The sequence below is a fragment of the Streptomyces sp. WZ.A104 genome (assembly GCF_002382885.1).
Lineage (GTDB): Bacteria > Actinomycetota > Actinomycetes > Streptomycetales > Streptomycetaceae > Streptomyces.
This window is the reverse complement of sequence record NZ_NWVL01000019.1, coordinates 15,534-41,930: the sequence shown is the minus strand read 5'-3', so window position 1 is coordinate 41,930 and position 26,397 is coordinate 15,534. Positions and strand designations below refer to the sequence as shown.

Annotated in this window: 19 protein-coding genes; 10 read left to right on the top strand and 9 right to left on the bottom strand. The window is 72.6% G+C overall.

The genetic code is table 11. The features are described 5' to 3' along the window. Positions 1-5: 5 nt before the first annotated feature. Entirely contained in the window at positions 6-1,532 is a 1,527-nt protein-coding gene (locus CIB93_RS12915) for a glycosyltransferase (protein ID WP_096626936.1), read from the bottom strand. Positions 1,533-1,742: 210 nt separating this feature from the next. Between CIB93_RS12915 and CIB93_RS12910 the strand changes: the two genes are divergently transcribed. Together CIB93_RS12910 and CIB93_RS12905 are read left to right on the top strand one after the other, a co-directional pair. Continuing rightward, positions 1,743-3,833, top strand: a complete 2,091-nt coding sequence (locus CIB93_RS12910; RefSeq protein ID WP_096626935.1) for a TPM domain-containing protein — start codon at positions 1,743-1,745, stop codon at positions 3,831-3,833. A 100-nt stretch (positions 3,834-3,933) separates the two neighbouring features. Beyond that, positions 3,934-4,650, top strand: coding sequence for a PspA/IM30 family protein (locus CIB93_RS12905; RefSeq protein WP_096626934.1), 717 nt, complete (start codon positions 3,934-3,936; stop codon positions 4,648-4,650). Positions 4,651-4,655: 5 nt separating this feature from the next. On the opposite strand, the gene CIB93_RS12900 is transcribed toward CIB93_RS12905, so the two are convergent. The 6 genes from CIB93_RS12900 to CIB93_RS12875 form a co-directional block, all read right to left on the bottom strand. Continuing rightward, the gene (locus tag CIB93_RS12900; RefSeq protein ID WP_096626933.1) at positions 4,656-7,223 is read right to left on the bottom strand and encodes a SpoIIE family protein phosphatase; all 2,568 of its coding nucleotides are present in this window, start codon (positions 7,221-7,223) and stop codon (positions 4,656-4,658) included. A 214-nt stretch (positions 7,224-7,437) separates the two neighbouring features. After that, positions 7,438-7,944 carry an ATP-binding protein gene (locus CIB93_RS12895; protein ID WP_096626932.1) on the bottom strand — a complete coding sequence of 169 codons (507 nt, stop codon included), beginning with the start codon at positions 7,942-7,944 and terminating at the stop codon, positions 7,438-7,440. A gap of 131 nt (positions 7,945-8,075) precedes the next feature. Then, complete coding sequence (locus tag CIB93_RS12890; RefSeq protein ID WP_096626931.1) at positions 8,076-8,477, bottom strand: NUDIX domain-containing protein; 402 nt, start codon at positions 8,475-8,477, stop codon at positions 8,076-8,078. A gap of 84 nt (positions 8,478-8,561) precedes the next feature. Continuing rightward, positions 8,562-8,762: a hypothetical protein gene (locus CIB93_RS12885; RefSeq protein WP_096626995.1), complete on the bottom strand. Its 201-nt coding sequence runs from the start codon at positions 8,760-8,762 to the stop codon at positions 8,562-8,564. A gap of 242 nt (positions 8,763-9,004) precedes the next feature. Further along, the gene (locus tag CIB93_RS12880) at positions 9,005-9,757 is read right to left on the bottom strand and encodes a GntR family transcriptional regulator (protein ID WP_096626930.1); all 753 of its coding nucleotides are present in this window, start codon (positions 9,755-9,757) and stop codon (positions 9,005-9,007) included. 226 nt (positions 9,758-9,983) lie between these two features. After that, on the bottom strand, positions 9,984-11,579 hold the full coding sequence (locus CIB93_RS12875; RefSeq protein WP_096626929.1) for a S8 family peptidase: 1,596 nt from the start codon (positions 11,577-11,579) through the stop codon (positions 9,984-9,986). A 238-nt stretch (positions 11,580-11,817) separates the two neighbouring features. On the opposite strand from CIB93_RS12875, the gene CIB93_RS12870 reads away from it, so the two are divergent. The 3 genes from CIB93_RS12870 to CIB93_RS12860 all read left to right on the top strand — a co-directional run bounded on the left by CIB93_RS12870 (position 11,818) and on the right by CIB93_RS12860 (position 16,325). Continuing rightward, the gene (locus CIB93_RS12870; protein ID WP_179500083.1) at positions 11,818-12,936 is read left to right on the top strand and encodes a threonine synthase; all 1,119 of its coding nucleotides are present in this window, start codon (positions 11,818-11,820) and stop codon (positions 12,934-12,936) included. A 165-nt stretch (positions 12,937-13,101) separates the two neighbouring features. Next, positions 13,102-15,753: a glycosyl hydrolase family 65 protein gene (locus CIB93_RS12865; RefSeq protein WP_096626927.1), complete on the top strand. Its 2,652-nt coding sequence runs from the start codon at positions 13,102-13,104 to the stop codon at positions 15,751-15,753. A gap of 215 nt (positions 15,754-15,968) precedes the next feature. Further along, on the top strand, positions 15,969-16,325 hold the full coding sequence (locus CIB93_RS12860; protein ID WP_096626926.1) for a DoxX family protein: 357 nt from the start codon (positions 15,969-15,971) through the stop codon (positions 16,323-16,325). 25 nt (positions 16,326-16,350) lie between these two features. On the opposite strand, the gene CIB93_RS12855 is transcribed toward CIB93_RS12860, so the two are convergent. After that, positions 16,351-17,967, bottom strand: a complete 1,617-nt coding sequence (locus CIB93_RS12855) for a class I adenylate-forming enzyme family protein (protein WP_096626925.1) — start codon at positions 17,965-17,967, stop codon at positions 16,351-16,353. A gap of 65 nt (positions 17,968-18,032) precedes the next feature. Beyond that, the gene (gene ispH, locus CIB93_RS39420) at positions 18,033-20,063 is read right to left on the bottom strand and encodes a 4-hydroxy-3-methylbut-2-enyl diphosphate reductase (protein ID WP_306454812.1); all 2,031 of its coding nucleotides are present in this window, start codon (positions 20,061-20,063) and stop codon (positions 18,033-18,035) included. 314 nt (positions 20,064-20,377) lie between these two features. On the opposite strand from ispH, the gene CIB93_RS12840 reads away from it, so the two are divergent. The 5 genes from CIB93_RS12840 to CIB93_RS12820 all read left to right on the top strand — a co-directional run bounded on the left by CIB93_RS12840 (position 20,378) and on the right by CIB93_RS12820 (position 26,366). After that, positions 20,378-20,956: a cupin domain-containing protein gene (locus tag CIB93_RS12840; protein ID WP_096626924.1), complete on the top strand. Its 579-nt coding sequence runs from the start codon at positions 20,378-20,380 to the stop codon at positions 20,954-20,956. A 46-nt stretch (positions 20,957-21,002) separates the two neighbouring features. Further along, positions 21,003-22,154 (top strand): DegT/DnrJ/EryC1/StrS aminotransferase family protein, encoded by a 1,152-nt coding sequence (locus tag CIB93_RS12835; RefSeq protein ID WP_096626923.1) that lies wholly within the window; start codon positions 21,003-21,005, stop codon positions 22,152-22,154. A 54-nt stretch (positions 22,155-22,208) separates the two neighbouring features. Then, positions 22,209-24,167 (top strand): FAD/NAD(P)-binding domain-containing protein, encoded by a 1,959-nt coding sequence (locus CIB93_RS12830; RefSeq protein WP_096626922.1) that lies wholly within the window; start codon positions 22,209-22,211, stop codon positions 24,165-24,167. Positions 24,168-24,231: 64 nt separating this feature from the next. Beyond that, the gene (locus CIB93_RS12825; protein ID WP_257002161.1) at positions 24,232-25,359 is read left to right on the top strand and encodes a type III polyketide synthase; all 1,128 of its coding nucleotides are present in this window, start codon (positions 24,232-24,234) and stop codon (positions 25,357-25,359) included. Beyond that, positions 25,356-26,366, top strand: a complete 1,011-nt coding sequence (locus CIB93_RS12820; protein ID WP_096626921.1) for a class I SAM-dependent methyltransferase — start codon at positions 25,356-25,358, stop codon at positions 26,364-26,366. Before CIB93_RS12825 ends, CIB93_RS12820 begins: the two co-directional genes overlap by 4 nt. The last annotated feature ends 31 nt before the right edge of the window (positions 26,367-26,397 follow it).

Below are 26,397 nucleotides of genomic sequence, written 5' to 3'. Positions count from 1 at the left end.
GGCGGTCACCCGTCCTCGGTCGGGCGGGTGGGCAGCGATGTAGGCACCGGGCGCACCGCGTGGTCCGCGTGGTCCGGTACGGAGGCGGCGGCCTCGGCCTGGCCCGAGGTGATCGCCCAGCGGGCCAGCAGGAACGAGATCGGTGTCACGATGACCCCGGCCGCCAGCGCGGCGAGGTTCTTGTCCATCCCGAGGCCACTGACCGCGCCGTAGAGCAGTGCCCCGGACGCCACCAGGTTGACCAGGCTGGAGAGCGGGAAGCGCAGGAATGCCTGCCAGGTGGGCTGCGTCCGGCAGGTGACGTAGGAGTTGAGCAGGAACGAGCACACGATGCTGACCGCGTAACCGACGGCGTGGGCGGTCAGATAGGGGATCCAGCGGTTCAGCGCGACGTAGACGCCGAGGTAGACAGCGGTGTTGACGCAGCCGATGAGGACGAAGCTGGCGAACTGACGAGCCGTACGGGCCCGGCCCGGCGCTCCGCCGCCCGGGTCGAGCGGGCCGACCGGTTCGGCCCGGGTGGGGATACCGACGGGCCCGCCCGTCAGTATGTACGGCCCCGGACCCCCCGAGTACGGCCCCGGGCCCGCCGGCAGGGGCCGGCACGTCGCGTCCGTCTCCCGCACCACATACGGCGGGCGGTGCTTCGCCTCGTGGTAGATGCGGCCCACGTACTCCCCGATGACGCCGAGCGTCACCAGCTGGATGCCGCTGAGCGCGACGACGGCGGTGAGCAGGGTGGCGTAGCCGGGGGTGTCCACGCCGTGCACAACGACCCGCACGACCGTCCACAGTGCGTAGGCCAGGGCCGAGACGAAGACCCAGAAACCGGCGTAGATCGCGAGCCGCAGCGGCCGGTTGTTGAAGGAGAGGAGTCCGTCGATGCCGTAGTTCAGCAGGCGTTTGCCGCCCCACTTCGACTCTCCGGCGGCACGCCTGCTGTTGCGGTAGCGGAAGCTGACCGTGTCGAAGCCGATCCAGGAGAAGATCCCCTTGGAGAAGCGGTTGCTCTCGGGCAGGGACAGGACGCTCTCCACCGCCCGCCGGGACAGCAGCCGGAAGTCCCCCGTGCCGTCGATGAGTTCGACGTCCATGCAGCGCCGGACGAGTGCGTAGTAGGTGTGGCTGAGCGTGCTGCGGAGCATGCCGTCGCCCGTGCGGTCGCGGCGCGGGATGACCTGGTCGTAGCCGTGCCGGTGCAGCTCCAGCATGCGGGGGATCAGCTCGGGCGGGTGCTGGAGGTCGGCGTCCATGATCACCACGGCCGCCCCTTGCGACATACGGAGACCGGCGAGCATGGCGGCCTCCTTGCCGAAGTTGCGGCTGAAGGCGGTGTAGTGGACACGGGGGTCCCGGGCGGCAATGGCGCTCAGCAGCGGACGGGTCCGGTCGCGGCTGCCGTCGTCCACGTAACAGACCTCGAAGGTGCTGCCGAGCGGGTCCAGGACGGTGAGCAGCGCGGCGTGGAAGGACTCGATGACCTCGGCCTCGTTGAAGCATGGCACGACGACCGACAGCTGAAGGCCTGCCACTCGTCACCTCCGGGCTCCGGTCCCTGCGCCGCGTCCGCCCCATCTGACGACGACGCGTGGTGTCCGCCGCCGCTCACACGCGCACGGGCCCCTCCTTTACCGCGCCCGTTCATGCGAACAGCCGACGCGGCCGGTGGGCGGGCGGGGAAGCGGGAGGTGCCTCGCGCCGGGTCGCGAGGGTGCACAACGGAACATAGCCTCGCAAACGTGATGTCTTCCGTACGGTCGCGGCCCCGGCCCGCCGCACCCGGCAGGGCCCTGCTCACCGGCCTCCTCGCCACGCTGGCCGCCGTCTGCTGGCTCGCGCTGCCCGCCGGCGACGCCCGCGCCGACGACCCCGTCGAGCTGTCCCGGGACGGGCAGATCACCGACCGGGTCGGGGCCCTGCGCGACCGGACGGCACAGGTGGAGGACGCCCTCGACCGGCTCTACGCGGAACAGCGCATCCAGCTCTTCGTGGTGTACGTACGCGATTTCTCCGGCCGGTCCGCGCAGACCTGGAGCAACGAGACCGCCGACCGCAACGGCCTGGGCCAGGACGACGTGCTGCTGTCCGTCGCCACCCACGACCGGCAGTACGCCTACTCCGTCGACGCGGACTCCCGGCTCACGGACGGGCAGCTGCGGGAGGTGGCGGGCACCGCCGTCGAACCCGCGCTGCGGGAGAACGACTGGGCGGGGGCCGCGATCGGGGCGGCGAACGGATTCGTGGCCGTGCTGGGCGGACGTCCCGTGACCGCCCCCACTGTCACCCCGGGCCCCGCCGACCCCGGAACGGGCGGCTCCAGCACGAGCGCGGGCGACCTCATCCTGCCGGTGGCGGTCGTCGGAGGCGCGGGCGCGGTCGCCCTCTACGCGTACACCCGGCGCAAACGGCGTACGACGACCCGCACCACCCCGGCAGCGACCGGCTGGGGGCGGGGCGGGGAGGCGGGCGGCGCTCCGGAGCCGCCGACGCCGCTCCCGGAGCTGGACGAGAGGGCCAAGGAGGTGCTGGTGGACACCGACGACGCGGTACGCACCAGCGAGGAGGAACTGGGTTTCGCGACCGCCCAGTTCGGCGAGGAGGCGGCGAAGCCCTTCACCGAGGCCGTCGCGCGGGCGAAGGACGAGCTGACGCAGTCGTTCCGGTTGCGCCAGCAGCTCGACGACGCCTTCCCCGAGGACGACGCGACCCGCCGCCGGATGCTGAAGGAGATCCTCACCCGGTGCGCGGCCGCGAACGAGAGGCTCGACACCGTCTCCGCGGACTTCGACCGGCTGCGCGCCCTGGAACGCACCGCTCCGCAGGCGCTGGCCGCCGTGGACGCCACCTACCGCGAGCTCGCCGGGCGGGTGTCGGCGGCGGAGACGGGCGTCGGCGGACTGCGCGAGCGGTACGGGGAAGGCGCCGCCGCACCCGCCGCGGCCGACATCGAACAGGCCGAGGACCGGCTCGTCTTCGCCACCTCGGCCGTGGACCAGGCCCGTACGGCGGTCGACGCGGGCGAGAACTCCCGGGCCGCGGTGTACATCCGGGCCGCCGAGGGCGCGGTGGGGCAGGCGGGCACGCTGCTGGACTCGGTGGACCGGCGGGCGGCGGAGCTGGGCGAGGCGGCCGGGAAGCTGCCCGCCGCGCTCACCGAGACGGACACCGACCTCGCGGACGCGGGCGGGCTGCTGGAAGGCACCGCCGGGGGCGCGTCGACCGCCGGTCTGCGCGGCCGGATCGCCCGCGCCGAGGCGGTGCTCGCCGACGTCCGGGGCGCGATGGCGGCGGGCCCGTACGACCCGGTCGACGCGCTGCGCCGGGTGGAGGAGGCGGACGCGGCCCTGGACGAGGCGCTGGCCGGCGCGCGGGAGCAGGAGCGGGGCGAGGCCAAGGCCCGCACCCTCCTCGATCAGGCGATGCTCACCGCCCGGTCCGCGATCGGGGCGGCGGCCGACTACGTCACCACCAACCGGGGCGCGGTCGGCAGCCAGGCCCGTACCCGGCTCGCCGAGGCGCAGCGGCGGTGGGAGCGGGCCCGGGAGCTGGCGAGCACGGACGTCAGGTCGGCGCTGACCGAGGCGCGCCAGGCGGACGCGCTGGCCGGGCAGGCGCTGAGCCTGGCCGAGCAGGACGTCCGCGGCTTCGGCGGGCGTCTGGGGCCGGGAGCCGTGCGGGGCGGGGGCGGCGGTATGGGCGGGGCGGTGCTCGGCGGCATCATCCTCGGCGGGCTGTTCGGCGGGGGCGGCAGGGGCGGCGGTATGGGCGGCGGGCCGGGCAGCTTCGGCGGGGGCGGGACGCGCGGCCGCCGGGGCGGTGGCGGTCGCTTCTGACCCACCCGGGGGCCTGTGCGGCGGCGGCCGCTTCCGGCCCGGCCTGGCCTCATCCCGTCACCCGCACCAGAGATCTCGACACACGCAAGGAGCCGTTTCCATGACCAAGCAGACCGTCCTCGGCCGCGTCACCCAGCTGGCGAAGGCCAACGTCAACGCCCTCCTCGACCAGGCCGAGGACCCGCAGAAGATGCTGGACCAGCTGATCCGGGACTACACGAACAACATCGCGGAGGCCGAGCAGGCGGTCGCGTCGACCATCGGCAACCTCCGGCTGATGGAGCAGGACCACAAGGAGGACGTCGAGGCGGCCGCCGAGTGGGGCGGCAAGGCTCTGGCCGCGAGCCGGAAGGCCGACGAGCTGCGCGGGGCGGGGTCGGCGGCGGAGGCCGACAAGTTCGACAACCTGGCCAAGGTCGCGCTGGGCCGCCAGCTCCGGTCGGAGCAGGAGGCGAGGACGGCGGAGCCGACCATCGCCTCGCAGTCCGAGGTGGTGGACAGGCTCAGGACGGGGCTCGACCAGATGAAGACCAAGCTGTCCGAGCTGAAGGCCAAGCGCGATGAGCTGGTGGCGCGTGCCAAGTCCGCTCAGGCGCAGAACCGGATGATGGACGCGGTGAAGAGCATCGACATCCTCGACCCGACGAGCGAGCTGAGCCGCTTCGAGGACAAGGTGCGGCGCGAGGAGGCGAAGGCGCTGGGCAAGCAGGAGCTGGCCGCCTCCTCGCTGGACGCCCAGTTCGAGCAGCTGGACAGCCTGGGCGCCGGCGCGGAGGTGGAGGCGCGGCTGGCAGCTCTGAAAGCCGGGTCGGCGTAACGGGCTCAGTACATGCTCAGCAGCTGCTCCACCGAGAGTTCGGCCGCCGGGGCCCCGTCCGGCAGGGCCAGTTCGAACCAGACGGTCTTGCCGCGCGGGGTGCGGCGCGAGCCCCAGGCGGCGCTGAGCAGGCCCACCAGCTGGAGTCCGCGCCCGCCCTCGTCGGTGTCGCGGGCGCGGCGGCGGCGCGGCTGGACGAGTCCGGCGTCCCACACCTCGCAGACGAGGGTGCGGTCGCGCAGCAGCCGGAGCCGGATCTCGCCCTCGCCGTAGCGCAGGGCGTTGGTGACCAGCTCGCTGACGAGGAGTTCGGTGGTGTCGACCAGGTCGTCGAGGTCCCAGGAGCGCAGCTGGGCGCGGGCCAGCTCGCGGGCGCGGCCCACCGAGCGCGGTTCGCGCGGCAGCGTCCAGTCCCCGACCGCCTCCCCCGGCAGGCCCTGGATGCGGGCCATCAGCAGGGCGATGTCGTCCTCGCCGTGCCGGGTGTCGAGGGTGGTCAGGACGTGGTCGCAGGCGTCCTCCAGGGGCATCTGCGGGCCGGTGAGCACGGTGCGCAGGGCCGCCAGGCCCTCGTCCAGCGGCTGGTCCCGGGACTCGACCAGACCGTCGGTGTAGAGGGTGAGCAGGGCGTTCTCGGCGAGTTCGACCTCGACCTCCTCGAACGGCTCGCCGCCGACGCCGAGCGGCATCCCCGGGGGTACGTCGATGAGCCGGGCGGGCCGGCCGGGCTCGACGACCGCCGGGGGGAGGTGCCCGGCGTTGGCGAACGTACAGCGCCGGGTGACCGGGTCGTAGACCGCGTACACGCAGGTGGCGAGATACACCTCGGAGAGGTCCGCCTCGCGGGACTTCTGCGCGGCGCGGGAGGGCCACTGGGCTCCCCCGCTGCCGCCGAGCCCCTCGTTGCGCTCGCCGCAGCCCGGGGAGCCGAGGCCGCGGGCGACCTCGTCGAGGGCGGAGAGCACCTCGGCCGGCTCCAGGTCGAGCAGGGCCAGGGTCCTGACGGCGGTGCGCAGTTCGCCCATGGCGACGGCGGCGCGCAGGCCGCGGCCCATGACGTCGCCGACGACGAGGGCGGTGCGGTGCCCGGGCAGCTCGATGACGTCGAACCAGTCGCCGCCGACCTCGGTGGCGGTGTTGCCGGGGAGGTAGCGGCAGGCGATGTCGAGCCCGGCGGCCTCGGGGTCGCCGGGGGGCAGCAGGCTGCGCTGGAGGATCAGGGCGCGTTCGTGCTCGCGGCGGTAGAGGCGGGCGTTGTCGATGCAGACGGCGGCGCGGGCGGCCAGTTCGGTGGCCAGGGCCCGGTCCCGCTCCCCGAACGGCTCGCTGCCCTTCGTACGGGAGAACTGGACGAGCCCGACGACGGTGTCGTGGGCGACCATCGGCACGGCTAGCGTCGACTGCACGAAGCCCATCTCGTCGCCGGGGACGTCCTCGACCCGGCCTGAGCGCAAGGCGACGGCGCAGGGCGAGCCGAACGGGAAGCGGTGGACGGAGCCGAGCGCGGGCGGCACGTCGTCCGGGCCGGGGGTGCCGCCGCCCGCCACGGCGGTGGGCAGCGCGTCGGCCACGGCGCTGGCGTGGGCGACCCGGCGCAGCTCGGCGGAGCCTCCGGCGGACTCGCGGTGCGCGGGGGCCCAACTGCCGGGCGCGGCCTCCTCGCCGGAGAGCAGGCCCTGGTAGAGGTCGACGGCGGCCAGGTCGCAGAAGCCGGGGACGGCGACGTCGAGGAGCTCGCGGGCGGTGGTCTCCAGGTCGAGGGAGTTGCCGATGCGGGCGCTGGCCTCGTTGAGGAGGGCGAGGTTGCGGCGGGCGCTGGCCGCCTCGCGGGCGGCGATGTGGCGGCGGGTGACGTCGGTGGCCAGGCCCGCGATGCCGACGGGGCGGCCGGCCCCGCTGTGCACCCGGTAGAGGTTCATGGACCAGTGGCGGCGGTCGGTGGTGCCGGGGGCGGTGCCGACGAGCTGGAGGTCGGTGACGGACTCGCCGGTCTCCAGGACGCGTTCGAGGGTGGCGGAGAGCCGGTCGGCCTCGCCCCGGGGCAGATAGTCCTCCACCGTGCGGCCGCGGTGGTCCTCGGCCGCGCCGCCGAAGACGGTCGCGAAGCGCTGGTTGGCCCGTACGACGGTGAAGTCGGTGCCGAACAGCACAAAGCCGAAAGGAGATTGGCCGAATATGGCTTGCGAGGCGGCGAGGTCGGTTTCGATGCGGCGCAGGGCTCTGACATCCACGACGATGCAGAGCGCGGCCCGTTCCCCGTCGCCCGTCAGACTCGGCATCACATAGACCTCGGCGAGGCCGTGTGCCCCGCCCTCGCCCGGCATCCGGAACGGGACGAGCCCCGTCCACTCCTTGCCGTCGAGGATCTCGCCGACCCGCCGGTGGCCCTCCGAGCGCAGCTCGGCGGGCATGAAGGCCTCCACCGGGTCACGGCCGACAGCCTCGTTCGAAGTCATGCCGAACAGACCGGCGGCCCGGCTGCTCCACTGCTCGATCAGCCCGTCGGGGCCGATCGAGAAGGAGGCGACCCTGATGTAGTCGTAGATCGAGCCGGGCGGGCTGTTCTGCCACACGACGTCGCCCGTCGTCCCGACGGCATCGCCCGTCGTCCCAGGTATTTCGCTCACGCGACCGTCCCCTCCAGCTCACACACCGGACCGGTCCTGCCCGCAGTATTCAGCACTACGGCCCCGACCGGCACGGCGTTCACGATCACAGCAAGGTCTCAGTCCCTTTCAGCCAGGTTCTGCCCGACCTCTGGTGATCGCTGTGCGTCCCTACCCACTCCTAACCAGGGAGAGGCAGCTCGAACCACACCGTCTTGCCGCTCTTTCCTCGCCGGGTCCCCCAGCGGCGTGCGGAACAGGCCACGAGCTGCAGTCCCCGGCCTCCTTCGTCCTCGGGTCCCGCACTGCGTTCGGTGGGTGGATCCGGGAGCGGATCGGAGACTTCGACCAGCAGCCCCGGGGAGAGCGGCGGGGCGGCGGCCGGGCGGACCGGTCGGCTGTCGAGCCGGAGATCGGTGGAGAAGTCCCCGGTCAGCCTCCCGGACCCGTTGCCCGAGGCGTCCGGCTGGACCCGGACGAGGCGTACGCCGATGGGGCCGGAGGCGTACCGCAGGGAATTGGTCACCAGCTCACTGACGAGCAGTACGGTCATGTCGCCGACCGCCGCGTCCAGCCCCCAGCCGCCCAAGGCGTCCCGGACGGCGTGCCGGGCACTGCGCACGGAACCTGGTTCGGCCGGAAAAGTCCACTCGGCGCAGTCGCCTTCGGTATCGATCACGCCGATCACTTCCCAGGGACGACCACGGGCACACCCCACAGGCAAATGGGGACTAAACAGCCCATACCCACCATTGATTGCTTACTACCGTGCAATCCGGCGTTTGGTGCAGACGGCCGTACGCGGCCCGCGGGCGCGGGTCAGATCAGCTCACCGGCCGCCTTGAGGTCATCGAAGAGCAGCTGGTCCACGGGCGGCACGAGGGCCCGGTCGGCGAAGGAGAACCACGCGACCTCCTCGATCTCGCTGCTCGCGGCGAGCGTGCCGCGGTAGTCGCCGTAATAGCAGCTCATCCGCACCACGGCGGCGCCGGATCCCGCGTCGACGGGGGCCTCGTACGTCCCGGCGTGGACGACGGTCTCGCGAATCAGGCCGACCGTCAGTTCCTCCTCGATCTCGCGCAGGAGGGTCTGGAGGTCGCTCTCCGCCCCCTCGCGCTTGCCGCCCGGGATGTAGAAGACATCCTTGCCCCGGGGTCGCGCGCAGAGGATTCTGCCCCCTTCGATCCGCACCCACGCCACCGTGTCGATCAGCACCGCCATGACTCCGCCCTCGTTTCGCGCCCCGGCGGCTCCGCACCTCCGGCCGGGCGGGACCTTACCGCCCATCCGGCCGGGGGCGCCGCCTTACGGGCGGGGGCCCTGCCCCACGCGCTCCACCCGGTAGGTCTGGTGGTGGCGGCGGTCGTCGAGGCCGTCGGCGACCTCCTGGGCCTCGGCCTGGGTGGCATACCTGCCTACGCGGTAGCGATTGCCGGTGTCGTCCTGCCGTATCACCTGCCAGGGAAGCACGGCGCCGCTGTCGCTCATCGTGTCGCTCCCCCGCATGTCGCCCCTCTCCCCGCCGGCGTGCACGTCTCTAAGGATCCCCAGGAAACCGCAATACGCATATGCCTGAGCGTACGCCTGACCTTCACTCAGCGCAGGCGTCTTTGCACAAAGAGATACGCATCCGGCCAGCACGAAGGGGCGCATCCATGGAATGCGCCCCTCCTCGTGCCCCTCTCACACCCCTCCTGCCCCAGCGGCCCCGCCCGTCGGGCCCGCCCGGGGCCCGACGGAGCGTCAACTCACCGCACCGGCAGGTGGTACGCGACCCGATAGCGGTCCGCCGGCACCACGACGTCGGCCGTCTCCACGGCACGGCCCGAGGCGTAGTACGTACGCCCGATGACGATGACCACATGGCCGGGCACCCCGCCGAGCGCCAGGAGCTCCTCCGCGAGACCCGGGCGCGCGCCCACCTCCTCGGCGACGTTGTCCACGACGACGTCGATCGCGGCCATCCGGTCGACCACCCCGCAGCCGCCCAACGGGCCCTCCTCCGGGAGCATCACCGGGGTCCGCCCGGTGACGGCGAGCGGCTCCCACGAGGTGGACAGCATGATCGGCTCACCCGCCTCCCGGAAGACATAGTGCGTGCGCATGACCCGGTCGCCCGGCTCGATGCCCAGCCGCTCGGCGACCTCGGGGCTCGCCCCCTCCTGCTCACTGCGGGACTCCCACGTCCCGCGCGCCCCCTCGGCCGCCTGCTCCTGCCGGAAGGGACTGGCCCCCTTGTCCGGCCGGTAGCCGGAGCGGGCGATCATGCGGGGGACGGGGCGCTCGCGCACATACGTACCGGAGCCGGAACGCCCTTCGACCAGCCCCTCCGCCATCAGGACCTTCCGCGCCTCCAGGGCGACGGTGTCCGAGACCCCGTACTCCTCCCGGATGCGAGCCTGCGACGGCAGGCGCGTATGGGGCGGCAGCGCGCCGTTGACGATCTTCTCCCGCAGATCGCTCGCCACGCGCAGATAGGCGGGCTGCTCACCGAAAGCCACAGGCCACTCCCAACAGGTTGACAGTCTGCGACAGCCTGACAACCGTGGGTTGTGCGCCGCAAGCGTAGGCCAAGGTTTCACTCAATGTAATGAAGTCATGGTCGGCGACGCATACCCCTGCATACCCCGGCATACCCAGGGCACGCGTGTGGGGGCGGTCGCGCGAAGCGACCGCCCCCACCCTGTTCCCGTACTTCAGTCAGCTATCAAGCAGCGACCGAGGGGATCAGAAGTGCAGACCCCAGCTGTTGATCCGCCCGGTGTCCCACGTCCAGTTGTCGGTGACGCGGAGCTTCCAGGTGCCGTTGGCGGCGACGGAGGAGGCGTTGACCGTGTACGTGGTGACCACGTCGTCGCTGCTGCCGCCGGAGCCGAAGGCCTTCAGGTTGAAGACCGTGCCGTTCGGTGCGACCAGGTCGATCTTCAGGTCACCGATGTACGTGTGGGAGATGTTGACCGGAACCTTGAGCGTGGCCGGCGCGTTGCCGTCGACCCCGGTGACGGCGATCGGGGACTCGACGGTCGAGTTGTCGTTGATCGGGTACCCGGTGGTGTTCTCGAACTTCTTGGGGTCCGGGTCCGGCGGGTTGGTGCTGCCCGTGCCGACGTACAGCAGCCGGTTGGGCGAGCCGCTGCCCGGGTTGCCGACGACGCCGGTGGTGGCGGCGCCGACGAGGCCCGCGGAGACCTGCGCGGGGGTCGAGCCCGGGTTGTCGGCGAGGTAGATGGCGGCCGCGCCGGCCACATGCGGGCTGGCCATCGACGTACCGGAGATGGTGTTGGTGGCGCTGTCGCTGGAGTTCCACGCCGAGGTGATCGAGGAACCGGGCGCGAACAGGTCGACGACCGAACCGTAGTTGGAGAAGCTGGAACGGGAATCGGAGCTGGTCGTCGAGCCGACCGTGATGGCCTCCGCGACGCGCGCCGGGGACTTCGTGCTGGCGTTGGTCGACTCGTTGCCCGCCGCGACGGCGTAGGTGATGCCGGAGTCGATGGACCGGCGCACGGCGGCGTCGAGCACCGAGTCCGCGCCACCGCCGAGGCTCATGTTGGCGACGGCGGGCTTGACGGCGTTGGCCGTCACCCAGTCGATACCCGCGACGACCTGCGCGGTGGTGCCCGAACCCTGGTTGTTCAGCACGCGGACGCCGACGATCTTCGCCTTCTTGGCGACGCCGTAGGCGGAGCCCGCGACGGTGCCCGCCACGTGGGTGCCGTGGCCGTGACCGTCCTGCGAGACGTTGTCGTCGTCGACGGCGTCGTAGCCGTTGAAGGCCCGGCCGCCGAAGTCGTTGTGGCTGATCCGCACCCCGGTGTCGATGACGTAGGCGGTGACGCCCTCGCCCGCCTTGTCCGGGTAGGTGTAGCGCTGGTCCAGCGGGAGGTTCCTCTGGTCGATCCGGTCCAGACCCCACGAGGGCGGGTTGTTCTGGGTGTCGGAGACCGTGAAGGTGCGGTTCTGCGAGACGGACTCCACGGCCGGGTCGGCGGCGAACCTCTTCGCCTCCTCGGCGGTGGCCTCGACCGCGTACCCGTTGAGGGCCGCGCGGTAGGTCCGCTCGACGCTCGCGCCGTACTTCTTCGCGAGGGCCTTGCCCTTCGCGGAGTCGGACTTCGCGGCGGAGTCCTTCAGGGTGACGATGTAGCTGTCACTGATGGTGCCGGGAGCGCCCGCGTTCTGGATCACGCCCTCGGGTGCCCGCTCGGCCGCGGTCGCCGGGAGTGCGGCGGCGGCACCGAGGGCGACGGCGGCAGCGGTGGCTATGACAGTCGCCGTGGCGAGTCTTCGCCGTGCATGGGGGGTGTGACGCATCACTGACATGTGAGGGGTCCTCCTCATAGGCGGTGCTTTGGTGGGGGGTGGTACCGGAGCCAGGACACAGCTCCCGACAGGGGCATGACAAATCAGCCGTCCGGCGCCCCGTTTTCTGCGCCGTCCGTGACCGGCATGCCCTGCTGCCAGCGAAAGATTGACCGATCCATGGCAAACCCACAAGGGTGCGTGAGGGTTTGCCATACGCCCGCCATTCATCTGCCATACGCCTGAAATGCTGGCGGACATGACGACCTACCACTGCCCCGTGGACGGGACCCGGTCCAGCACCACCGCCCTGACCTGGTGCTGTCCGGTCTGCCGGGGCCCCTGGGACCTCGACTTCACCCCCGCACCGGGCTTCGGCTCGAACGCGCTTTCCACGCGGGTGAATTCATTGTGGCGCTACGAGGAGATGCTGCCGCTCGCCGCCCCCGCGGCCTCCCTCGGCGAGGGCCGGACCCCGCTCGTCCCCCTCACGGACACCGTCTCGGCGAAGCTCGACTATCTGATGCCGACGCTCTCCTTCAAGGACCGGGGCGCGGTGATGCTCGCGGAGCTGGCCCGGCGGCTGGGACCGGACCGGGTCGTGGCGGACAGCACCGGCAACGCGGGCACCTCCGTCGCCGCGTACTGCGCGCGGGTCGGGCTCCCCTGCACGGTGCACGTCCCCGAGGGCACATCGCCCAAGAAGACCGAGCAGATCCGGGCCCACGGCGCACGCCTGGTGACCGTCCCCGGCGGGCGGGAGGCGACGGCCCTGGCGGCCCGCGCGGCGGCGGACGAGCCGGGCACGTTCTACGCGTCGCACGTGTTCAACCCGTATTTCCTGCACGGCACGAAGACATATGTATACGAAATCTGGGAGGACCTCGGCGGCCGACTGCCGGACGCGCTGGCCGTACCCGTCGGCAACGGCACCCTGCTGCTGGGTGCGGCCCTCGCCACCGCGGAGCTGCACGCGCTGGGCCTGATCACGGCCCGCCCCCGGCTGATCGCCGTCCAGGCCGAGGCGGTCGCCCCGCTGGCCGCCGCCTTCCACGCGGGCGCGGAGGACCTGCCGCCCGGCACCCCGGCCGAGGCCGCGCCCACCCTCGCGGAGGGCATCGCGATCCCCCGCCCGCCGCGCGCCCGCCAGATCCTGGCCGCGGTGCGGGCCTCGGGCGGCACGTTCCTGACGGTTCCGGAGGACCACATCCGCGAGGCCCAACGCGACCTGGCGGCACGCGGGTTCTACGTCGAGACGACAGGGGTGGCCTGCTGGGCGGCGGTACGGCAGGGGGGCGCCGACCTCGTACGCGGCGGTGTGGTCGTGCCGCTGTGCGGTGCGGGGCTGAAGACGGGGATGGGGGTGGGGGGAGGGTGAGAGGGGGCGGGGGGCTCGCCGCGTCTTCCCCGGGCGGGCCCTCGCCGTGCCCCGGCGCGTACGGCGGCGCGGATCTGCTCCATCCGGTGGGCGTGTTCACGCCATGGGCCGGGGCCGTGCGTGCCGTGATCGCCGAGCGTGCGAGCGTCTCCCTACCTTCGTACCGTGAGCCTCTCGCGTACCTCCGTCCTCGCGCCCCTGCTCGCGGCCGCCCTGATCGCCCCGCTGCCGCCCCTCGCCCACGGGTCCCGCGCCCCCGGTCCCACCCCGGCCCCGCCACCCGCGTCCGTCCCCGCCTGCGGCCAGGGCGCGTCCGGGGGCGCCTGGGTGCGGACGTCCACCCGCTTCGGTGAGGCCGACGAATACGACCCGTACGTCGGGAACGGCTATCTCGGCCACCGGGTCCCCGCCACCGGGGCCGGATACGCGGCCACCGGCGGGAAGACCGGCTGGCCGCTCTACACCCCTCGCTACGACGGGGCGTTCGTCTCCGGGCTGTACGCCGCGGACAAGGCCGTCGCCCAGGGACGCGAGGTGGTCGCCGCCCTGCCGAGCTGGACGAACATCGACGTCCGCGTCGGCCGGGAGACTCTCGGGGACGGCACCACCGCGGGCCGGGTGTCGCGGTACCGGCAGACGCTCTTCCTCGGCTGCGGGCTCGTCCGCACGTCCCTGCGCTGGACGACCGCCGACGGCCGGGCCACCGACGTCGTCTACGACGTGCTGGCCAACCGCGCGGACGTGCACACCGGGGCCGTACGGCTGCGGATCACCCCGCACTGGAGCGGCGAGGTGACCGTCGTCGGGCGGCTCGACGACCGGGGCGCGCGCCGGATCACGCTCCGCGAGGACGGCACGTTCAGGACACACGGCACGGGGGTCGAGGGGGCCGTCGCCCAGACGATGCGGCGCGGCTCGGGGGTGGTCGAGACGCTGCGGCCGGACGCCCGTACGTCCCCGAAGCGGACCCCGGTGCGCGCGGGCCGGACGTACACCTTCGAGAAGTACGTCGGCGTCGACACCGCCCTCACCTCGGCCGCCCCGGCCGATGACGCCCGCGAGGCCGCCCACCGCGCGGCCCGGCGCGGCTGGGACCGGGTCTTCGCGGCGAACGAGGCCGCCTGGCGCGAGGCATGGTCCGCCGACGTCCTGGTGCCAGGCAGCCGCGAGCTCCAGGGCTGGCTGCGCTCCGCCCAGTACGGGCTGCTCGCCGGCACCCGGCGCGGCTCCGCCGACGGCCTCGCCCCGGCCGGTCTGACCAGCGACAACTACGCGGGCCTGGTGTTCTGGGACGCCGAGACATGGATGTTCCCCGGGCTGCTCGCCACCCGGCCGGAGCTGGCCCGCTCGGTCGTCGAGTACCGCTACCGCACCCGGGACGCGGCACGTGCGAACGCCGAGAAGCTGGGCTACGAGGGCCTGTTCTACCCCTGGACCAGCGCGAGCCGGGGCCGGCTCGACTCCGAGTGCCACAGCTGGGACCCGCCGCACTGCCTGACCCAGAACCACCTCCAGGGCGATGTCTCCCTCGCCGTCTGGCAGTACTACCTGGCCACCGGCGACCGCGACTGGCTGGCGGCACGGGGCTGGCCGCTGCTGAAGGGCATCGCCGACTTCTGGCGGTCCCGCGCCACGGCGAACACGGACGGCGGCTACTCGATCCGGAACGTGGCGGGGCCCGACGAGTACAGCAACGGCGTCGACGACGGCGTCTTCACCAACGCCGTCGCCGCCACCGCCCTCCGCAACGCGACCCGCGCCGCCGAACTCCTCGGCCACCGCCCGCCCGCCGCCTGGAACAAGGTCGCGGACGGGCTGCGCATCCCGTACGACGCGGAGCGGAAGGTCTTCCTCCAGTACGCGGGGTACAACGGCTCCACGATCAAGCAGGCGGACACCGTGCTGCTCATGTACCCGCTGGAGTGGCCGATGGAGCCCGGCGCCGCAGCCGCCACCCTCGACTACTACGCGGCCCGCACCGACCCGGACGGCCCGGCGATGACGGACTCGGTGCACGCGATCGCCGCGGCCGGGACCGGGGAGCCGGGCTGCTCGACGTACACGTATCTCCAGCGCGCGGTACGGCCCTACCTGCGGGGCCCGTACGACCTGTTCTCCGAGGCGCGGGGGGAGAAGTCCGGTGCCGAGGACCCGCTGTCCGGTTTCCCGGCCGACGACTTCCTGACCGGGAAGGGCGGCTTCCTCCAGGTGTTCACCCACGGACTGACGGGCCTGCGCCTCCGCGAGGACGGGGTGCGCCTGGACCCGATGCTGCCGCCGCAGCTGGGCGAGGGCGTCACGCTGAAGGGCCTGCGCCACCGGGACGCGACGTACGAGGTCGAGATCGGCGCCCGCACGAGCACGGTCCGCCTGACCTCGGGCACCCCGTTCACCGTGCGTACGGCCGAGGGCCCGCGCCTGCTCTCCTCGGCCCTCACCCTGCCCACGCGCCGCCCCGACCTGGCCCCGACGGCCGACGTGGCGCGCTGCCGCCCGGTGACGGCGGACTCGGAGGCCCCTGGCCTGTACGCGGAGGCGGCGGTGGACGGCAGCCCGGCGACGTCCTGGTCCCCGGGCGGTGCGACGGGGAGCCTGACGGTGGACCTGGGCGCCCGCCCGCTCCGGATCGCGTCGGTGGCCCCGCGCTGGAGCGACGTACCGCCCGCCTCCCACACTCTGGAGACCTCGCTCGACGGCCGCTTCTGGCGCCCGTACCTGCCCGGTGCCACGGCCCGCAAGGTGCGGGTGACGGTGCGGTCCGAGGACCCGGAGAAGCCCGCGGGGGTGGCGGAGCTGCGGGTGGAGGCGGGGCGGTAGGGAAAAGCGAACAGCGCGGGAATCAGAGCCCTCTGTCCGAAATCCGCATGTCGGTTTCCGGCCAGGGGGCTTCGCTCATTTTCGGCTGAACTCTCATTCAAGGAAGGCCAGTTACGGCCAGCGGGCGCCATGTACGATCATCAGCGCATCAAAAGCACACCCTGCCCCAACAGCACCATCACATCGCACCACGGGCCCCACAGGTTGGAGAGAACGTGCACATCGCCTTCATCACGGTCACGATCCTCGGCGTGCTCTTCAACGGTGCCGCCGCCGTCACGTATCTGATCGGCCACGAATACCCCAAGACCCAGGCGGACATGAAGGGGATTCCCCGGAAGTACGTCCCGGTTCTTGGCCTGTTGCTGGCGGCGGGCGCCCTGGGGCTGCTGGCCGGGCTCGCCGTGCCGCTGCTGGGGACGCTCGCCGCCATCGGGCTCATCCTCTACTTCATCGGCGCCATCATCGCCCACCTGCGGGTCGGCTCCCGGGACATCGTGGGCGGCATCTCGTTCCTGATCACCGCGGCGGCCGTCCTCGTCCTCGGCATCCTCGACCGGGGCGCCTGGTAGCCCCGGGGTCCGGGGCCGACAGGCTCTACCTCTGCAGACCGGCCTTGAGGCGACGGGACAGTTCGACCCGGCGGGTCTTCAGCGTGGCGGTGCGGGGCAGTTCGGCCAGCGGGATCTGAACGGGTGCCGCCAGCTGCGGGTAACCGGCCGTGGCGGCGCGCCAGCGGTCCGGGTCCAGCGGTTCGTCCCGGTGGGTGCAGACGACGGGGACCGCGTCGGACCCGGGGCCCGGCACCACGACGACCTCGGCCAGCTCAGCCAGCTCGTCCAGGAGGACGTCCTCGATCTCCAGGTTGCTGCCCACCCCGGGGATCGCGTCGAACTCGCGGTCCAGCATGTGCAGGCAGCCGAACGCACTGCGGTAGCCGACGTCGCCGGTACGCCACCAGCCGTCGTGCAGATTGGCGTCGTAGCGGTCCTGCTCACCGTGGTACGTCTTCGCTATCCCGTCCCAACGGACTTCGATGAAACCGGGGTTCTGCTGCGAAGGGCGTCTGCCGTCCCGGCTCACCAGCCGGACCCGGGCGCTGCCCGGCAGCGGGTAGCCGACGCAGCGGCCGTCCATCCGGTGGGCGAACCGGCGGTAGTAGGGCCGGCCCGCCGCGGGACCGACCTCGCTCTGTCCGTAGATCTGGAAGAACTGCGCCCGCCGGTCGGAGGCGTTGAGCAGACGGCGTACGGTCCGCGGGTGGATCGCGTCGAACGTGCTGCTGAAGAACTTCACCGACGCGAACGGGCGGCGCGGGTCGTCCGCCAGCTCCTCCCAGGCCAGGAAGGAGTTGGGCAGCGCCTCGATCAGCCAGGGGCGGCGCTCGGCGAAGAATCCCGCGACGGCGTCGGGAGCGCCCTCGTTGACCAGCAGCGCGGGCATCCCCTGGAGCAGGCAGAGCGACATCGCCGCGAAGGTCCGGGAGTGGCCGAAGGGGATATGGATCGCGACGGTTCCCCGCGTTCTCATCAGCCCCAGCAGAAACAGCTGCGGGCGCAGCCGGGAACGCATCGTCCGGGGTGTGTGCACGACCAGCTTGGGCAGTCCCGTGGTGCCGGACGTGTGCGTGATCATGGCCGGATCGTCCAGCCCGCGCAGCACCGGCCGTACCGGCGCGGCGCCCTCGAAGTCGGCCAGCGCCACCGCGCCCGGCCCCGCGTCGCCCACGCCGATCACGCCCCGGGTCAGTCCCGCCAGGTCCACGCCGTCCGCCGTCAGGGATCGGAGCTTGGGCCCGTCGGTGACCAGGTGCGGCCGGTCCAGCCGGTCCAGCAGTGCGCCGAGGGCCTCGGAGTCCAGGTGCTGCGAGAGCATGACCGGAACCGCGCCGATGCGCTCCAGGGCCGTCGCCAGCAGCCAGAGGTCGAAGTTGGGGGCCTTGCAGACCACCGCGTGGCCGCCGGGGCGCACCCCGGCCGCGGCGAACCGGTTGGCGATGTCCTCCACGTACGAGGCGAGTCGGCGCACCGTCAGCCTGCGTCCGGCTTCCGGCAGGACGTCGAGGTCGTGGTCCAGGACGAGCGGCAAGACCCCGTGGACGCGTGCGGCTCTCGCCGGTACGAGTCCGAGGTAGAGGCCCCGCTTGTGGTCCGGTGTGCGCACCGGCGTGTGCTTCGGCCGGTGGCTCAGCTTGTCCAGCAACGTGCTTCCCATGAGTTCTCCCTGAGCGTCCGAGGGGACGGTGGTACGGGGCGGTGGTACGGGGTGCGGATGCGGTGTCAGCGGTCGCGGTAGGCGACCATGTCGGCCAGTTCTCCGAAGCGCAGGCGCCAGTGGTCCGGCAGGCCCGCGTCCGCCACGGCCGTGCGGGCGTCGGCGACCAGGGCGTCGATCCGCTCCTCGACCTCCGCCCGCACCCCGGAGGCCAGCAGGGCGGCACGGAGTCCGGCCGGGTCCCAGTCGGCCCGGCGGCTGCCCTCGACCAGCTCGGCGACGCGCGGGTCCTTGGCGGCGCCCAGCGCGAGCAGCAGGGTCATCTTGTGCTCGTCGAGGTCCAGGCCGGTCGGCTTGCCGGTGACCGCCGCGTCCCCGAACGCGTCGAGCAGGTCGTCCCGCAGCTGGAACGCCTCGCCCGCCGCGACCCCGTACGCCTCGAAGACCCCGTTCAGCCCGGGGCGTCCGGCGATGGCCGCGCCGAGGGCGAGCGGGCGGTGGATGGTGTAGCGGCCTGACTTGCAGACGGCGACCCAGCGGGCCAGGTCAGGGTCCGCCTTGACCTCGGCGGCCAGGGCGATGTCCAGCTGCTGGCCGATGATCATCTCCGCGGCCAGCTCGTGCCAGACCTCCGCCGCCGGGCCGGTCAGCCGGCCCGCGAGGCGGTTGGCGTAGCTGAGCGCGAGGTCCCCGGCGAGGATGGCGACGCCCTCCCCGTACCGCCGGGACTCCCCCGCCCAGGCGCGTCGCGCGTGGAGGTCCGTGTAGGCGGCGTGGACGGTCGGGACGCCGCGCCGGGTGGGTGAGTTGTCCATGATGTCGTCGTGGATGAGCGCGAACGCGTGCAGCAGTTCCAGCGCCGCCGCCGCGTCGACGACCGTGTCCTCGTCCGTCGCGCCCCCGGCGGCCAGATAGCCGGTGAGGCAGAACAGCGGGCGCAGCCGCTTGCCGCCCGCCGCGATCAGCTCCGCGATGACCGACACCGGCACCGCGACCCGGGCATCCACGGCGTTCCAGCGGGCCTCCTCGGCCCTCAGCAGCTCCTCGATCCGCCGGTCGACGCGGTCCAGGAGTTTGCCGCAGGCCTCCTCGACGACGCCGCGCTCCACGGCCGCCGGAGGACCGGCCACCGTGTCTCCCCCGTGCTTCGCCATGCTCTGCTCCTCCAGCTCCGGCGGCAGTTTGAACACCACGTTCTCGGTAGCCGTCACCTCTGTCTCCAGGTCTCCGTAGCCCAGCTCCGCCAGCAGCCTCAGGGCCCGCTCCACCTGTATCTCGGGCACGCTCGCGCCCGCCGTGAGGCCGACCGTGCGCACGCCCTCCAGCCAGGCGGGGTCGAGTAGTTCGGGGTCGGGCAGGAGCCGGGCTTCGGCGCCCGCGGCCCGGGCGACCTCCACGAGGCGCAGTGAGTTGCTGGAGTTGGCCGAGCCGACGACCAGGACGAGGTCGCTGCGGCCCGCGATCGCCTTCACCGCGTTCTGCCGGTTCTGGCTGGCGTAGCAGATGTCGGCGCTCGCCGGGCCGGTCAGCTCCGGGAACCGCTCCCGTAGGACGGCCACGATGCCCGCCGTGTCGTCCACCGACAGGGTGGTCTGGGTGAGATAGGCGGCCCGGACGTCCGGCGGGAGATCGAGCCGTCTTGCCTCCTCCACGCTGCCGACGACTACGGTGCGCTCCGGGGCCTCTCCGTAGGTGCCCTCGATCTCCTCGTGGCCGACGTGCCCGATGAGGATCAGCGTGTCCATGTCCCGGGCGAACCGGACGGCCTCCTGGTGGACCTTGGCCACCAGCGGGCAGGTCGCGTCGATGACGGTGAGCTCCCGGCGGCGGGCGTTCTCGCGGACCTGCGGGGACACCCCGTGTGCGGAGAAGACGCACACCGCTCCGGCCGGCACCTCCTCCTCCGTTTCGACGAACCGGGCGCCCCGGCCCTCCAGTTCCCGCACGACGTGCTCGTTGTGCACGATCTGCTTGCGTACGTAGACGGGCGCGCCATGTATCCGGAGCGCGCGTTCCACCGTCTCGATGGCCCGGTGCACTCCGGCACAGGCCCCGCGGGGCTCGGCGAGCAGGACTCGTTGCAGGGCGGACGGCATGGTTTCCCCCTCGGGATGGGTCGGAACGAGATTCGACGGAGTGCGGTTCGCCCGCCGGATTCTGGAATTCCGTACGGGTGCAGCCGTTCCGACCGTGATCGGCGGACCGCGAAACGCATCCTCGGCACCGCCCCTTGCCGGGGAATACGCGGCGAGTTGGTCCCGGCTTGGCGTCAAGCGGACGCCAATCGGGGCCCCAAGTGGCCGTCAAGAGACCGCTGGCAGCCTCACTTCTCGATTCCCCGTTCCGGAATTCCCCCGCCGCGCGGACTTCTCTTGCCCGCGCCCGTATTCCACCGAAGGAGCAGCACTCCATGAGCGGTCTCGTCGTCCCGCCCGGCCAGGGCAGGAAACTCGTCACCAAAGCGCAGGACGTCACGTTCAAGGTCACGGCCGCGGACGGCTCCGCGGTTTCGATCTTCGAGGTGGTCGTACCGCCGGGTTTCGACGTCGGCGCGCACACCCACAGCCATTCGCAGGAGTTCTTCTACGTCCTGGAAGGGGAGTTGGAGCTCTTCGCGTTCGAGCCCACCGAGCGGACCGAGGACACCTGGCACGGCTGGGAGTCCCCGGAAGGCGCCCGTGCCACTCGCGCGGTCGCGGGCAGTTGCATGTTCGTGCCGCCGGGCTGCCCGCACGCCTTCCGCAACCCCACGGGCAAGCCGGCCCGGATGCTCTTCCAGAGCTCCCCGTCGCCGGAGCACGAGCGCTACTTCGAGGAGATCGTCGAGATCTTCGCCGCGGGCCGGTCGGTGGACTCCGACGCCGTGGAGCGGATGCGCGAGCGCTACGACGTCCAGCAGATCACCCCGCTGCGCTTCACCCCGCCCGTGCCGCACCCACGGGTCCCCGAGCAGCCCGTCCCGACGACGGCCGGGCGGTCCGCGGCGTGACCGGCTCCGATCCGACCCGGGACCAAGAACCGAGGGGTGACCTCCGATGACCGTGACGACCACGGACAGCATCTCGCTCGTGCACGCGAGCCTGGGCGAGCAGGAACTCGCCGCCGTCGCCGAGGTGTTCGCCTCGGGCTGGCCGGCCGGCCAGGGGCCGCGGGGCAAGGCGCTCGAAGCGCGGTTGAAGCAGCTCTACGGCGTTGGTGACGCGGTCACGCTGAGCAACTGCGGCGCGGCGCTTCACCTGGCCATGCTGGCACTCGGCGTCGAACCGGGCGACGAGGTGATCGTCGCCGACTACACCTTCCCCGCCCCTGCCCACGCCGTGCGCTACGTCGGCGCGACCCCCGTCTTCGCCGACGTCCGCCCCGACACCGGAACCATCGACCCGCGGGCGGTGGCGGACCTGATCGGCCCGCGCACGGTGGGCGTGATCGCGGTGGACACCGTCGGGCTGCCCGCCGACTACACCGAGCTGATGGCCGTCGCCGACCGCCACGGCCTGTTCGTCGTCGAGGACGCCGCCTGCGCGGTCGGCGCCACCTACCAGGGCCGCCCGGCGGGCGCGCTGGCCCCGGTGGCGTGCCTCTCCTTCCACGGCCGCAAGGGAGCCAGCAGCGGAGAGGGCGGGGCGCTGCTCGCCGCCGATCCGGTGATCGGGGCGGACGCCCGCCTGCGGTCCTCGTTCGGCATCGGGAGCATCTACGACCAGGCGCAGGTGGTCGGGCTGCCGATCCCCACGTTCACCGACATCGGCTACAACTACAAGCTGTCCGACATCGCCGCCGCCATCCTCCAGGTGCAGGTGGAGCGGGTCGGTGAACTTCTGGAGCGCCGGAGCACGGTCGCGGCGGCGTACGGAGAGCTGCTCGCCGACGAGGAGCTGCTCACGGTGCCGTCCGTCCCCGGTGACCGCACCCACGCCTGGCAGTCCTACTTGGTGACCCTCGATCCGCGTGTGGACCGCTCGGGGCTCGCCGCCTCGCTGCGCGCCCAGGGCGTCGGCTGCGGGCACGGCACCTGGGCCAGCCATCTCCAGCCGGTGTACGACGCCCGGCAGAGCTGCCCGGTCTCCGCGGATCTCTTCCAGCGGAACCTGGCCATCCCCATGCACGCCGAACTCCGCCCGGGCCAGGTCGAACGCGTCGTGGACGTCCTGCGGGCCGAGTTGCGGAACAACCTGCGCCCGAGCTGACCGAGGTGCCCGGGGCGCCCCCTCCGTTTCCGTATCCCCCTTCAAGGAGAGTCCGTGCTTGTCGTCTGTCTTGTCGGAGCGGGGCCGCGCGGTCTGTCGGTCCTGGAGCGGCTGTGCGCCAACGAGCGCAAGTCCCCGGCGCACACGGCTGTGACCGTGCATGTCGTGGACCCGTACGCACCGGGCGCGGGAAAGGTGTGGCGCACCGGGCAGTCGCGGCGGCTGCTGATGAACACCGTCGCCTCGCAGGTGACCGTGTTCACCGACCACACCGTGACGATGGACGGCCCGGTGGAGGAGGGGCCGAGTCTGTACGCGTGGGCCACTGACCTCGCCCTGCGGTCGGCGGACCCTCCGGTACGCGCCCGGTTCCCACCGGAGGTGCTGGCCGAGGCGGCCCGGCTCGGCCCCGACGACTACCCCACGCGCGCCTTCTACGGCGCGTACCTGCTCGACGCCTTCCGCACCGTACGGGAGGCGGCGCCCGCGCATGTCACCGTCGTCGAGCACCGCACCAGTGCGGTGGCGCTGCACGACGGGAGCGGGCCGGGCGGATCGCAGTCGCTCCTCCTGGCGGACGGCTCCCGGCTGACCGGCCTGGACGCCGTGGTCCTGGCCCAGGGACACGTCCCGGCGGTCCCCATGTCCGGGCAGCGGACCCTGGCGGCGACCGCCGCCAGGCACGGTCTGACCTACATCGCCCCGGCGAACCCGGCCGACCTGGACCTGTCGGCCCTCGCGCCCGGCGAGACCGTCTTCGTACGGGGCCTCGGGCTCAGCTTCTTCGACGTGCTCGCCCTGCTGACCGAGGACCGGGGCGGTGTCTTCGTCCGCGACGGCGGCCTGTTGCACTACCGGCCCTCGGGGCGGGAGCCGCGGATCGTCGCCGGGTCCCGGCGCGGTGTGCCGTACCACGCGCGCGGCGAGAACCGGAAGGGTCCCTACGACCGCCACGAGCCGCGGCTGCTGACGCTCCGCACGGTGGCCCGGCTGCACCGGCGCGCCGAGGACGGCGAGCGGCTGTCCTTCGTCGCCGATCTGTGGCCGCTGATCGCCAAGGAGGTGGAGAGCGTCTACTACGGCACGTTGCTGTCCGCCCGTGGCCGGCAGCCCGAACGTGCGTCTTTCGTACGGGACTTCCTGGCCGCGGAGGACAGGGCGGCCGAGGGCCGGCTGCTGGAGGCGGCCGCGATCGCGCCGGGCGAGCGGTGGGACTGGGAGCGGCTGGCCCGTCCCTGGCAGGGCCGTGACCTGAGCGACCGGGAGGCCCACCGGGCCTGGCTCCTGCGCCATCTGGCCGACGATGTGCGCGAGGCCCGGGCGGGCAATGCGGACGGTCCGCTGAAGGCCGCGCTGGACGTCCTGCGGGATCTGCGCAACGAGATACGCGCGGCGGTGGACCACGGGCGGCTGGAGGGCGACTCGTACCGGGACGATCTCCAGGGCTGGTACACCCCGCTGAACGCGTTCCTGTCGATCGGCCCGCCCGTCTCGCGGGTGGAGGAACTGATCGCGCTCGTCGAGGCGGGCGTGGTGGAGATCATGGGGCCCCAGGTGCGGGTCCTCGCCCCCGGTGCCGCCGAACCCGGCGGGCGGCGGGCCGCGTTCCGCGTCGTCTCCGATGTCGTGCCCGGGCCGCCGGTGTCGGCGACCGCCCTGATCGAGGCGCGGCTGCCCGAGCCGGATCTCACCCGCACCGCGGACCCGCTGCTGCGGGGGCTGGTGGGGAGCGGGCAGGCCGCCCCGTTCCGGATCGGCGGCTCCTGCGGGGCCGCGTACACGACTCGGGGGCTGGCCGTCACCGAGCGCCCGTACCGGCTCGTCGACGCGGCCGGGCGGGTCCATCCGCGCCGGTTCGCCCTCGGGGTGCCGACCGAGGGCGTGCACTGGGTCACCGCCGCCGGAATCCGCCCCGGCGTCGACTCCATGACCCTCGGCGACGCGGACGCGATCGCCCGCGCGGTGCTCGCAAGCGCACGCCAAGGAGCGGGCAAGCCCGACGTACGAAATTGACACCCTGATAACCGAAGACAAGACACGAGAAATGTCTTCACTTTCTGAGAGGCAGACGCCGGACATGCCCATCCTCTGCAAGCCCGCGGTGCGCGTACCGGAATACATCATCACCATGGAGCAGACCCTGGATTTCGCCAGGAAAGCCCATGCGGGAAAGCCACAGCTTCCGCTCGCTCTCCGACTGATAGTGAACACCGGGGTGCAGAAGCGGCACCTGGTGCAGCCCATCGAAAAGACCCTGGACCACCCGGGGTTCGAAGAACGCAACCGCATCTACGAGACCGAGTCCAAGAAGCGCTGCCCCGAGGCCGTGGAAGAAGCCCTGGCGAACGCGTTGCTGCGGGCCGAGGACATCGACGCGATCATCTATGTGTCGTGCACCGGATTCATGATGCCCTCGCTCACCGCCTGGCTGATCAACACCATGGGGTTCCGCTACGACACCCGCCAGCTGCCCATCGCCCAGCTGGGCTGCGCGGGGGGCGGGGCGGCGATCAACCGCGCCCACGACTTCTGCGCGGCCCACCCCGACAGCAATGTGCTGATCGTCTCGTGCGAGCTGTGCTCGCTGTGCTACCAGCCCGACGCCGACGACATCGGCTCGCTGCTGTCCGACGGGCTGTTCGGCGACGCGGTCGCGGCGGCGGTGGTGCGCGGCCGGGGCGGCCCCGGAGTCACCGGCGTCGAACTGCGGCGCAACGCCTCCTACCTCATTCCCCACACCGAGGAGTGGATCTCGTACGCGGTGCGCGACACCGGGTTCCACTTCCAGCTCGACCGCCGGGTACCCGGCACCATGGAACCGCTCGCCCCGGTCCTGCGCGACCTCGCCGCGAGCCACGGCTGGAACGCGGCGGACCTCGACTTCTACATCGTCCACGCGGGCGGCCCCCGGATCCTGGACGACCTCGCCAAGTACCTCGGGGTCGACCGCACGGTGTTCCGGCACAGCTGGGGAACGCTGAGCGAGTACGGGAACATCGCCAGCGCGGTGGTGCTCGACGCGCTGCGCCGACGGTTCGAGGAGGGGCCGCTGCCCGCGGACGCCACCGGCGTCATCGCCGGCTTCGGCCCCGGGATCACCGCCGAGATGGCCCTCGGCACCTGGGTCGACGGCACATCACACGACCACCGGACGCGCCTGGCCGCCGAGGCCGCGCCGCGTCCGTACGCGGGGAGGATCGCATGAGCAGCACCGGCACACCGACAGGCATCTCCTCCGACCGCATCCTGCGGATGATCAACGGCTACTGGGCCACCGGGGTCCTGGGCACGGCGGCGACGTACGACCTGTTCACGCACCTGGAGGACGGCGTCACCACTCCGGCGGCACTGGCGGAGCGGGCCGGGATCGCGCCGCGCGGCGCGCAGGCGCTCCTGGACGGGCTGGTCGCGCTCGGTGTGGTCGAGGTGGAGCGGGGCGGCTACCGCAACTCCCCCGAGGCGTCCGCCTTCCTCGTGGCGGACCGGCCGAGGTCGCTGGCCGGGTTCGCCCGGCTGAAGATGGGGCACCTGGGGTCGCTGGCCGCGCTGCCCGACGTCGTACGCGCCGGGGGGCCGGTGACGGACGCGGTGGTGGAGGTCGCCGACAACCCGCACTGGGAGAACCTCGTCCAGGCCATCGCCGCCCAGGCCGTGCCCGTGGCGCACCTCGCCGCCGAGGAGCTCGGGCTGGCCGGGGCGGGGAAGGTCTCGATCCTCGACATCGGCGGTGGTTCGGGGGTCTGCTCGGCCGTCTGGCTGGGGCTCAACCCCGATGCCCGGGCCACCCAGATCGACTGGGCGCCGATCAACGCGATCGCCCGCCGACTGCTGGCCGAACAAGGGGTGGGCGACCGGGTCGACCACATCGACGGCGACTTCCACACCGTCGGCTTCGGCGAGGGCGAGCACGACGTCGTCATGTACTCCAACATCGCCCACCAGGAGGGGCCCGAGGACAACCGGGCGGTCTTCGCCCGCATCCGCAGGGCGCTGCGGCCCGGGGGGACGCTCGTCGTCTCCGACTACACGACCGACGACGACCGCAGCGGGCCGCCGTTCGCCCTGACCTTCGCCGGGGAGATGCTCCTCAAGAGCCGCCACGGCTCCACATGGCGGCGCGCCGACTACCACGCGTGGCTCACCGCCGCCGGGTTCGAGGACATCCGGTTCGTGGACACCCCCTCCCCCACCACGCTGGTGCTCGCCCGCTGACCCGGCCGAGGAAGCCTCTGGCGCGGCGGCC